The following is a 10,089-nucleotide window of genomic DNA, read 5'->3' on the forward strand; positions in this document are numbered from 1 at the left end:
AAGCCGGGCAGGCCTGGCGGACGCTTTTCCCGCCAGGCCTGCCCGGCTTTGGCCTGCCTGGGGTGCCCGTAAGGGCCCCATGTCAAATCGAGCCGGACGCAACCTGCCCGGAGCCAACCCGAGCCGCACCCGAGCCGAACCTGCGTCGACCCCGAGCCTGCCCCAACCACCACCTTCACCGAGCACCCACTCCAACGAGCACCGGTTCCGACACACGCGACCCACGTCGCTTCACCGTCGTCGCCGCCATGCCGATGATCACCAGCGCCGCCGCCCCGAGCCGCACCGCCGTGATCGCCTCATCGAGCAGCAGCCACCCCGACAACATCCCCGCCACCGGCACCAGCAGCGCGAACGGCACGACGGCGCTCGCCTCGTAAGTCCGCAGCAGCAGGTTCCACAACCCGAAGCCGAGCAGCGTCGACACCCACGCGATGAACAGGATCGCGCCGACGCCGCTCCAATCCATCCCCCGCAACGCGGCCAGGTCCGCGGCCGGGCCCTCGAAGACGAGCGACAACCCGAGCAGGGGCAGCACCGCCAACGCGCTTACCCACACGATGAAGTTGATCGGGTCCGGCGGCCGGGCGTACCGGGTGGCGACGTTGGCCAGGCCCCACGCCACCGCGCCGAGGACCACCAGCAGGAACGCCGAGATCGGGCTGCCGACCCCGTAGTCGAACGCGATCACCACGATCCCCGCCGCCGCCACGCCCATCCCGAGCAGCTGCACGGGCCGCGGCCGTTCCCGCAGCAGCACGGCCGCGAACAGCACGGTGAAGAACACCTGGCTCTGCAACACCAACGACGACAACCCGGCGGGCATCCCGGCCGCCATGCCGACGAACACCAACCCGAACTTGGCCACGCCGAGCGCCAGCGCGACCGCGGCGACCCACTTCCACGCCACCTTGGGCCGGCCGACGAACCACAGCGCGGGCACGGCGGCGGCCAGGAACCGCAGCGCGGAGAAGAACAACGGCGGGAAGTCGCGCAGACCCACCTTGATGACGACGAAGTTGATCCCCCAGATGGTGGCGACGAGCACCGCGATCGCGACGTGGCGTGGTTTCACACCACCGAGTCTCAGCGGTGCCATCGTTTAGGACCAGCGACGAGTGCTGAAGGTTTCGGTTTAGCATTGCTACATGCTTGATCTCGGACGGCTCCGCGCCCTGCACGCCGTGGCGCAGCACGGCTCGGTCGGCGCGGCGGCCACGGCGTTGGGCTACACCCCGTCGGCGGTGTCGCAGCAGATCGCCAAGCTGGAACGGGAGACCCGCACCACGCTGCTGGAACGCCGTGGCCGCGGTGTCGCGCTGACCGACGCCGCGCACCTGCTGTCGGCCACCGCCGGGCAGGTGCTCGCGCTGGTCGAGCACGCCGAGGTGGCGCTGGAGGAGCAGCGCGGCGCGGCCGTCGGCGAGTTGCGGGTCGGCGCGTTCGCCACCGCCGCGCGCGGCCTGCTGCCCGCGGCGGTGGTGCGGCTGGCCGAGCGGCACCCGCAGCTGGACGTGCGCCTGGTCGAGCTCGACCCGCCGGACTGCCTGGAGGCGGTGGCGCGCGGCGAGCTGGACCTGGCCGTCACGCACGACTGGGTCAACGCGCCGCTGGCCGTGCCCGAGCCCGTGTCGCGGGTGCGGCTCGGCGAGGACGTCGCCGACGTGCTGCTGCCCGTCGCGCACCCGTTGGCGCAGCGGGAGAGCGTGGTGCCGGAGGACCTGGCGGGCGAGCGGTGGATCTGCCAGCCGGAGGGCACGATCTGCCACGACTGGCTGGTGAACACCTTCCGCGGCGCGGGCATGGAACCCGACCTGGCCTACCGGATCGCCGAGTACGAGACGCAGTTGGCGTTGCTGGCCAAGGGGATCGGCGTGGCGCTGCTGCCCCGGCTGGGCCGTGGCGCGCTGCCGGACTCGGTGCGCGCGGTGCCGTTCCGGCCGACGCCGACGCGTCGGGTGTTCGCGGTGTGGCGCACGCAGGCCGGCCGCCGTCCCGCCGTGACCGCGACCCTGGCGGCGTTGCGGGACTGCTGGGAGCAGCGGGAGACCGCTTGAGGCCGGTTCCGGGGCCGCAGATAACGATCGGGCAACCGACGGTTGCGGCGGGCGCAATTGCGACGACTATCGAAGTGGGTCGTCGGGGGTCGTGGGTCTGGACCCGGTCAAGCCATTCACCAGGAGGCCTCCTGCGGAACTCCGCCGCCGTGGGAGGTCTCCGCCCCGTCGTGAAAGCCCTTACCGCCTTGGCACGCCCGGAAGGGCGCACGCCGGTGAGACCTGCCCGCAGGTCGTGGTAGGCCTGCGGGACCTCGCCCCCGCAACGGCGTGGTGCCGCGGCTGCCGCGGTCGCGGACCGCGGTTCAGTCCTTGTGCCGCTCCAGCAACTCCTCCAGGAAGCCTCCCGCCTCAGCCGCCGCACGGGCCGCGTCACGGTCGCGGACCGCGTCGAGCAGACCGGTGTGCGACACGTGGTCGTCCTCGTGGTCGGTCTCCACGGTGGCCGTGATGCTGGCCCGGACCGCCTCGGTCAGGCCCTGGTACAGCTCGGCCAGCAGGGTGTTGTGCGAGCACTGCACGAGCATCACGTGGAACGCGGTGTCCCGCTCCACCAGCCGGGCCCACTCCTTCGCGGCCAGCGCGGCGTCCCGCTCGGCCAGCAGCTCCTCGAGCTTGCGGAGCTCCTCGTCGGTGCGGTGGGTCGCGGCCAGGCGGGCGCCCTCCACCTCCAGCGTCCGGCGCACCTGGAGCACCTCGCGCAGCTCGCTGCCGCACAACCGGCGGACCGCGCCGGACAGCTCGCTGGTCGCGCGGACGAACGTGCCGTCGCCCTGGCGCACCTCCAGCAGCCCCGCGTGCGACAGGGCGCGCACGGCCTCCCGCACGGTGTTGCGACCCACGCCCAGGGCGGTGACCAGCTCCGGCTCCGGTGGGATGCGGCGGCCGACCGGCCATTCACCGGCGGCGATCGCTCCCCTCATCTGGTCGATCACCTGGTCGACGAGCCCGGCCCGCCGAGTAGTGGCCAACGGCACAGCGTCATCCTTTCATCCGAACATCCCATGTCTGCGATAGTAGCCAGGTGCCAATCCAGCAGACCCGGCCAGACTGGTCACCGTCGACTGCCCACATTGCCACCGATGGCGATGCCAATGCGACGATCGCCGACCATCCTGGCCGCACTGCCGTGGGTGAGGGGCGTCGGAGCCGTCAAGTTGCCCTGGTCGGCAGCACCCTGTTGGCGATCGGCGTAGCGCTGGCCGCCGCGAACCTCCGCCCGGCCGTGACGAGCCTGGCCTCCGTGCTCGGTGACGTGCGCACGTCGCTCGGCGTGTCGACCGCGTGGACGAGCCTGCTGACCGCCGTGCCGACGCTGTGCTTCGGGTTCGCCGCGTTCCTCGCGCCCTGGCTGGGGCGGCGGTTCGGGATGGCCCGGGCGGTCGCGCTGTCGTTGCTGGTGCTGACGGTCGGCCTGGTGCTGCGGGTGGTGGACGGGCCGGTGGCGGTGCTCGGCGGCACGTTCATCGCGTGCGCGGGCATCGCGGTGTGCAACGTGCTGATCCCCGTGGTGGTGAAGGAGTCGTTCCCGGGCCGGGTGGGCCTGGTGACCGGCGTCTATACCGCCGCGCTGGCGGCCGGGGCAGCGGTCGGCGCGGCGTTCACGCCGGGGCTGGAGTCGGCGTTCGGGTCGTGGCGGCTGGCGGTCGGCGCCTGGGCGTTCCTGTCGGCGGCGGCTCTGCTGGTGTGGCTGGCGGGTGCCCGGCACGGGTTGGCCGCACGGCCGGTGACGCGGTCGGTGAAGGCCGGCCGGTCGTTGTTCCGCAGCCGGTTGGCCTGGGTGATCACGGTGTTCTTCGGGCTCCAGTCGCTGCTGGCCTACACGGTGATGGGCTGGTTGCCGCAGATCCTGGTCGACTCCGGGGTGGACCGGACGACGGCCGGGCTGCTGCTGGCCATCACGATGGTGCTGGGCGTGCCGGTGAGCCTGATCGTGCCCCCGCTGGCGGCGCGGTGGTCCGGGCAGTCGTGGCTGGTGCTGGTGTTGGGCGTGCTGTCGGTGCTGGGCGTGCTGGGCCTCGCCCTGGCTCCTGGCGCGGCGCCCGGGTTGTGGGTCGTGCTGATCGGCGTGGGGATGGGCATGTTCCCGCTCGCGCTGGTGATGATCTCGTTGCGCACGTCGACCGGTGCGGACACGGCGCGGCTCTCGGCGATGGCGCAGAGCATCGGCTACCTGATCTCGGCCGCCGGACCGTTCGCGTTCGGGGTGCTGCGCGGTGCCACCGGCACCTGGACGATGTCGATGCTGGTCCTGGTGGGGCTGCTGGTCGTGCTGACCGGGCTCGGGTGGGTCGCCGGTCGGCCGCGCACGGTGTAGCTGATAACGCCTCGTCTTCCCGGCACGATGTGTCGGTTACGGACAGAACGGAGACCCGGTCGCACGAGGGGTACGACCGGGTCTCCATCTTGTGGTGCTGGTGCTGGTGCTGGTGCTCGTGGCCGCGGGGCGCGGGGCGCTCAGTCCGTCAGGGGTAGGTTGAGCAGCGCGTTCTCGATGACCTCGGGCATCGCCGGGTGGATCCAGTACTGCCCGCGCGCCATCGTCCGGGCGTCCAGGCCGAAGCTCATCGCCTGGATCACCGGCTGGATCACGCTCGACGCCTGCGGCCCGATCACGTGCGCGCCCAGGATCAGGCCCGTGTCGGGGTCGGCCAGCACCTTCGCGAACCCGGTCGTGTCCTCCATCGCCCAGCCGTACGCGATCGACGCGTAGGCCTGCGCCGCCGTCACGTAGCGCACGCCGCGCTCGACGGCCTGCTCCTCGGTCAACCCGACCGACGCGATCTGCGGCGAGGAGAAGACGGCCGCCGGCACGAACCGGTGGTCGGAGGAGATCGGCTCGTCCGGGTGCAGCAGGTTGTGCTGCACGACCCGCGCCTCGTGGTTGGCCACGTGCTTGAGCTGGTACTCGGAGCTGATGTCGCCGAGCGCGTAGACGCCCTCGACGGACGTGCGCTGGTGCTCGTCGACGACCACGCGACCGTCGGGGTGCACGTCGACGCCGGTGGCGGCCAGGTCGAGCAGGTCCGAGTTCGGCGTGCGGCCGACCGCGACCAGCAGCTCCTCGGACTCCACGACCTCCGCGCCGTCCGGGCCCTCCAGGTGCAGCCGCACCACGCCGTCGACCCGTTCGGCCCGCACCGCCTTGCGCTTGAGCCGCACGTCCCACTTCTGCGCGGCGGTCTCGGTGAACCGGGTGGCGATCTCGCGGTCCTCGTGGCGCAGGAGCAGGTCGGACCGCCCGACCACGGTCACCTGCACGCCGAAGGACGAGAACACGTGCGCGAACTCGGCCGCCACGAAACCGCTGCCCAGGATGGTGAGGCGAGGGGGCAGGGCGTCGAGCCGCATGACCGTGTCACTGGTGTGGTAGCCGACGGAGTCGAGGTCGGCGACGTCCGGGACCACCGGCCGGCTGCCCGCGGCGAGCACGAACCGGTCCGCGGTGATCACCTCGCCGGTGCCCGTGTCGAGGGTCTTGGGGCCGGTGAACCGGGCCGTGCCCTCGTAGACGGTGACGTTGGCGTTCTCCTCGGCCCGCCAGCGGCGGCCACCCTCGGAGATGGGGTCGATCCGGCCGAAGATCCGGTCGCGCACTTCCGTCCACCGCACGCCGTCCAGGTGGGCGTCGACGCCGAGCCGCGCGCCCGAGGAGGGTGCGGCGGCGACGTCCGCGGTGTGCACGAACATCTTCGTGGGGATGCACCCGACGTTCAGGCACGTGCCGCCGAACACACCCTTCTCGACGATCGCGATGTTCCAGCCGGCGAACCGCTCGTCCACGATGGAGTTGCCGGAACCGGTGCCGATGATGACCAGGTCGAAGTGCCTCACGTCGTGCTGCAACCCGCGACGTGAGGCACTTGTTCCCGGGGTCGGCGTCGATCGTTCAGTGGGCGTAGGTCGGCACGAGGATCGCCCGCGCCAGGGTGTGGAACGCCAGGTTGAAGCTGACCACGGCGGGGGAGGCGTCGCCGTCCACGTCCAGTCGGTCGACGTCGACGGCGTGCACCACGAAGTAGTACCGGTGCACCTGGTCGCCGGGCGGCGGGGCGGCCCCGCCAAACGCGCGGGTGCCGAAGTCGCTGCGCACGTGGAACGCGCCGGCGGGCAGCGTGTCGTCCGAGGCGCCGGCGCCGGTGTCGAGGGAGGTGACGGACGCCGGGAGGTTCACCGCGACCCAGTGCCAGAAGCCCGAGGGCGTCGGCGCGTCCGGGTCGAAGCAGGTGACCACGAAGCTCTTGGTCTCCTCCGGGAACCCGGTCCAGCTCAGCTGCGGCGAGGTGTTGCCGCCCTCGAACACCTGCGCGTCCGCCAGGGGTTGGCCGTCGGACACGTCGGTCGAGCTGAGGGTGAACGACGCCACCTGCGGCAGCAGCGCGTAGGGATCGGGCGCGACGGGGCGTTCGAGGCTCATCAGGTCCTCCACACGTGATCTTGCGGGACCCGCCCGACCCTATCTCCGGGGTGGAAGTGCCGCAGCGAGGGTGCGCCGGAGGTCGCCAGGGGTGACGCTCGAATCCGTGAGCAACCTGAGTGATCCTCGTGGCGTCTCCAATCGAGTGAGCGTCACCTGGATGGGTGACGCCCGTTCGAGGGGGAAGCCCGGATGAGACCCAGGGGAGTGGCGGTCCTGGCCGCCGTCGTCGCGGTGCTGTGCGCGTGTTCGTCGCAGCCGGAACCACGGCAGGTCCCGTCGGCGGCGGCCGTCGCCGCGACGACGACCGCCACGACGACCACGACGACCACGCCGCCGACGGCCGTGCCCGGCCCCGGCGGGACCACCATTCCCGTGTTCCAGCGGCCGTACGTCTTCGGCACGCCCCAGCAGCACGTGCCGCCGATCGTGGACGGCATGGTGCCCGTGGTCCGGCGGATCGAGACCGACCGGCCGTACGTGTTCGTCACGATCGACGACGGCGCGGTCCGCCACCCGGCCGCGGCCGAGCTGATGCGCAAGAGCGGTGTCGAGCCGACCCTGTTCCTGAACTCGAAGCACGTGGACGGGCACGCCGACTACTTCAAGGGGTTCGAGGGTCTCGCGACGGTCCACGCGCACACGGCGACGCACCCCGACCTGACGGGCACGTCCTACGACTTCCAGCGCGGTGAGATCTGCGGCAACGCCGAGCTGCTCCGGGTGCAGCTCGGGGCGCGGCCGAAGCTGTTCCGCCCGCCGTTCGGCAACTTCGACCACACCACGCGCCGGGCGGCCGCCGACTGCGGGTTCACCGCGTTGGTCATGTGGACGGCGGCGGTCAACGACGGCGTCGTGCAGTTCCAGGCGGGTGGTCGGCTGAACGCGGGCGACATCGTGCTGATGCACTTCCGGCACACGTTCGTGCAGGACTTCCTGGCGTTCCTGGAGCGCTGCAAGCTGGACGGGCTGACGCCGGTCGTGCTGGGTGACTTCCTGGCCGATCCGCAGGCAACCGTGTGACGTGCGACACGTCTCTAGGGGTGTACCGGCAGTCAGCCGGGAGAGCCCTTGGAGGACGTCATGAACAGCCGTTTCAGGAAACTCGCAGTGCTCGTGTTCGCCATGGCCGCGGTCGGGGTCGCGGTTCCGGCCGCGGCGTCGGGCGTGTCCGGCGGGTCTGGTGCGTCGGTTGGGTCGGCGGTGTCCGGTGGGTCGCGTGTGTTGGGGGCGACGGGTGTGTCGTCGATGACGCAAACGCCGGTGTTGATCGGGGTGCGCACGGGCAGACACGTCGGGTTCGACCGGGTCGTGCTCGACCTCGACGGTCACCGGCCGGAGTTCTTCATCCGGAGCGTCGACCAGCTCTACGAGGACGGTTCCGGCAACCCGGTCTCGTTGCCGGGCGCCTACTTCCTGGAGGTGCGGCTCGCGCCGGCCGCAGCGCACGACGACAACGGGAACCCGACCTACACCGGTCCCCGGCGGTTCGAGACGCCCGCGCTGACCAACGTCCAGGCGTTCGCGATCACGGGTGACTTCGAGGCCAACCTCACCGTCGGGCTCGGCATGCGGCGCGACTCGTGGCACCGCGTGTTCCTGCTCGACTCGCCGACCCGCGTGGTCATCGACGTCGGGCACTGATAGGTGGTTCGAAGTCGGCACTGAGTAGGTGGTTCGAACGGCCGGACTCCCTTGACGTCCAGTGAAGTCACGGTGAACTCCCGGCGATGACCCGGTTCTCGGTCGGTCCGCCGACCGAGAATTCGGTGTGCAGGTGCTGCGTTCCGCGTTGGACTTCCTCGGTGGTCCCGGTCCGGTGCTGCTCGCGATCGGGCTGCTGTTCGCGACGCCGGTCATCGACCGGCTCTTCGTGCGCCGCAAGCGGCTCGGGTTCCGGGTGCTCTACAACTCCAAGATCGGTCTCGGGCCCGAGCAGTTGCACGACGGGACCGACCCGAACTCGCCCCAGCTGAGGGAACTGGTGCGGGTGCTGGACCGGATGAGCATCGTGGTGATCCGGGTGCGCAACACCGGTAGCTACGACATCGACGGCGAGGACTTCGACAAGCCGCTGACGTTCACCTTCGGCGACCGGATCGTGTGGAACGCCAGGGTGTCCGAGGCGGGCTCGGAGGAGCTGAAGGCCGAGATCCGGCGCAGCCTGCAGTTCTTCGGCTCGGAGGCGAGTCCGGCGAAGGCGTCGCTGCCGACGGTGCGCGAGCGGATGGCGCAGCGGGTGGCCAAGTGGGGTGGGCTGGCGGTGCCGGCGGACCTGCCGGGCGAGCCGGTCTGGCACGGCGTGCGGCTGGAGAAGCTCGTGCTGCGGCGCAAGCAGAAGTTCAAGCTGCTGGTGGTGCTGCGTGAGCCGGACGGCAAGCCGAAGGGCGAGCTCGGCAAGGACGTGAAGGTCGTCGGCAGCCTCGGGGGCGCGGGGATCGTGCACGACGAGCGCCCGGAGCGGCTGCTCACCCTGCCCCGGTTGACCGGTGGCCTGGCCGCGTTGCTGGCGGCGGTGCTGGTGCTCGTGCTGGCGTGGCCGCCGGGTTCGAACGACGCGACGGTGGCGTGCGCGTCGGGCAAGGTGCGTGTCGAGGGGTCGAGCGTGTTCATGCCGACCATGGCCACCATCGCCGACCAGTACGAGCAGGCCTGCCCCGGTGCGGAGATCACCACGTCCGCCACGGGGAGCATCCAAGGCGTGCGCGAGGTGGCCGGGGGTGAGGAGGGCGTGGTGGCGCTCTCGGACGGCAAGCAGGAGGTGCAGGGCGTTTTCGCGCAGCAGCTGGCGATCGTGGTCTACCACGTGGTGGTGCACAGCTCGGTCGGGCTCGACAGCATCACGGTGGAGCAGCTGCGCGGGATCTACGCGGGGGTCTACACGGATTGGAGCCAGCTGCGGGGTGGTTCGCCGTTGCCGATCCGGATCGTGGGCAGGGGTGGTGAGTCGGGGACGCGGGAGCTGTTCGAGCGGCGGGTGCTGGGTACGAGTGAGAGCGCGTTGTCGTCCAACGACTGCCGGGCGAAGGACCGCGCGCCGGAGGCCCCGGTGATCCGGTGCGAGCGGGACGAGAACGCGGACGTGGTGCGGGAGATCGGCGCGGTGGAGGGTGCGATCGGGTACGCGGACGCGCCTTCGGTGGCGGAGGCCCGCAAGACGAACGCGTTGACCGCGTTGTCGTTGGGCGGGAAGGTGTTCGACGCGGCGGCGGGGGTGGAGGCGGGCTACCCGTTCTGGACGGTGGAGTACTTGTACACGCGGTCGGAGCCGGCGTCGGGGTCGTTGGTCGCGCGGTTCGTGGCGTACGTGCGGGAGCACGACGGGGCTCGGGTGCGGATGAAGGATGCCGGGTACCTGCCGTGTGTGACGGCGGATGGGGTGCCGTTGGATTTGTGCAATCTGAGGTGAATGCGGGCGGGCGGGTGGTGCGGTGGTTGAGGGCGGCTCGGGGGTGAGTCCGGTTCGAGTTGGCGGGGCGGTGTGGGCGGTGTGGGTCCGGTCCGGCTCGATTTGACATGGGGCCCTTACGGGCACTCCAGGCAGGCCAAAGCCGGCAGGCCCGGCGGGGAAAAGCGTCCCGCCGGGCCTGCCGGCATCGACCAGCCTAAAGCACC

At 71.2% G+C, this 10,089-nt stretch carries 9 protein-coding genes; 5 read left to right on the top strand and 4 right to left on the bottom strand.

The annotated features are described in order from the left end of the window. Nucleotides 1-175 precede the first annotated feature (175 nt). Nucleotides 176-1,075 (bottom strand): EamA family transporter, encoded by a 900-nt coding sequence (locus ABTZ99_RS43880; RefSeq protein ID WP_498780608.1) that lies wholly within the window; start codon nucleotides 1,073-1,075, stop codon nucleotides 176-178. A gap of 73 nt (nucleotides 1,076-1,148) precedes the next feature. Between ABTZ99_RS43880 and ABTZ99_RS43885 the strand changes: the two genes are divergently transcribed. Then, nucleotides 1,149-2,057, top strand: coding sequence for a LysR family transcriptional regulator (locus ABTZ99_RS43885; RefSeq protein ID WP_498780610.1), 909 nt, complete (start codon nucleotides 1,149-1,151; stop codon nucleotides 2,055-2,057). Between the two features lie 305 nt (nucleotides 2,058-2,362). Here the strand turns inward: ABTZ99_RS43885 and ABTZ99_RS43890 are convergent, their stop codons facing one another. Beyond that, the gene (locus ABTZ99_RS43890) at nucleotides 2,363-3,034 is read right to left on the bottom strand and encodes a FadR/GntR family transcriptional regulator (RefSeq protein WP_498780612.1); all 672 of its coding nucleotides are present in this window, start codon (nucleotides 3,032-3,034) and stop codon (nucleotides 2,363-2,365) included. Nucleotides 3,035-3,159: 125 nt separating this feature from the next. Between ABTZ99_RS43890 and ABTZ99_RS43895 the strand changes: the two genes are divergently transcribed. After that, nucleotides 3,160-4,374 (top strand): MFS transporter, encoded by a 1,215-nt coding sequence (locus ABTZ99_RS43895; protein ID WP_499619068.1) that lies wholly within the window; start codon nucleotides 3,160-3,162, stop codon nucleotides 4,372-4,374. A 140-nt stretch (nucleotides 4,375-4,514) separates the two neighbouring features. Here ABTZ99_RS43895 and ABTZ99_RS43900 read toward each other — a convergent pair whose 3' ends face one another. Both ABTZ99_RS43900 and ABTZ99_RS43905 read right to left on the bottom strand, forming a co-directional pair. After that, a complete protein-coding gene (locus ABTZ99_RS43900; RefSeq protein WP_499619062.1) occupies nucleotides 4,515-5,891 on the bottom strand; it encodes a mycothione reductase in 1,377 nt (458 codons plus the stop codon). 55 nt (nucleotides 5,892-5,946) lie between these two features. Continuing rightward, complete coding sequence (locus tag ABTZ99_RS43905) at nucleotides 5,947-6,474, bottom strand: YbhB/YbcL family Raf kinase inhibitor-like protein (protein ID WP_498780614.1); 528 nt, start codon at nucleotides 6,472-6,474, stop codon at nucleotides 5,947-5,949. Between the two features lie 192 nt (nucleotides 6,475-6,666). Here ABTZ99_RS43905 and ABTZ99_RS43910 point away from each other — a divergent pair, with 192 nt between their 5' ends. From ABTZ99_RS43910 to ABTZ99_RS43920, 3 genes are all read left to right on the top strand, one after another. Next, nucleotides 6,667-7,497: a polysaccharide deacetylase family protein gene (locus tag ABTZ99_RS43910; RefSeq protein ID WP_498780616.1), complete on the top strand. Its 831-nt coding sequence runs from the start codon at nucleotides 6,667-6,669 to the stop codon at nucleotides 7,495-7,497. Nucleotides 7,498-7,722: 225 nt separating this feature from the next. Next, nucleotides 7,723-8,118 (top strand): AMIN-like domain-containing (lipo)protein, encoded by a 396-nt coding sequence (locus tag ABTZ99_RS43915; RefSeq protein ID WP_499619064.1) that lies wholly within the window; start codon nucleotides 7,723-7,725, stop codon nucleotides 8,116-8,118. 127 nt (nucleotides 8,119-8,245) lie between these two features. Beyond that, the gene (locus ABTZ99_RS43920) at nucleotides 8,246-9,883 is read left to right on the top strand and encodes a PstS family phosphate ABC transporter substrate-binding protein (protein ID WP_499619066.1); all 1,638 of its coding nucleotides are present in this window, start codon (nucleotides 8,246-8,248) and stop codon (nucleotides 9,881-9,883) included. Nucleotides 9,884-10,089: the final 206 nt, after the last annotated feature.

This window comes from Actinosynnema sp. NPDC002837 (assembly GCF_040295345.1).
GTDB lineage: Bacteria > Actinomycetota > Actinomycetes > Mycobacteriales > Pseudonocardiaceae > Actinosynnema.

What these genes read in the sequence shown, in the direction of transcription:
- ABTZ99_RS43915 (WP_499619064.1), top strand. Translation starts at nt 7,723, where the DNA reads ATGACGCAAACGCCGGTGTTGATCGGGGTGCGCACGGGCAGACACGTC.
- ABTZ99_RS43885 (WP_498780610.1), top strand. Translation starts at nt 1,149, where the DNA reads ATGCTTGATCTCGGACGGCTCCGCGCCCTGCACGCCGTGGCGCAGCAC.
- ABTZ99_RS43910 (WP_498780616.1), top strand. Translation starts at nt 6,667, where the DNA reads ATGAGACCCAGGGGAGTGGCGGTCCTGGCCGCCGTCGTCGCGGTGCTG.
- ABTZ99_RS43905 (WP_498780614.1), bottom strand. Translation starts at nt 6,474, where the DNA reads ATGAGCCTCGAACGCCCCGTCGCGCCCGATCCCTACGCGCTGCTGCCG.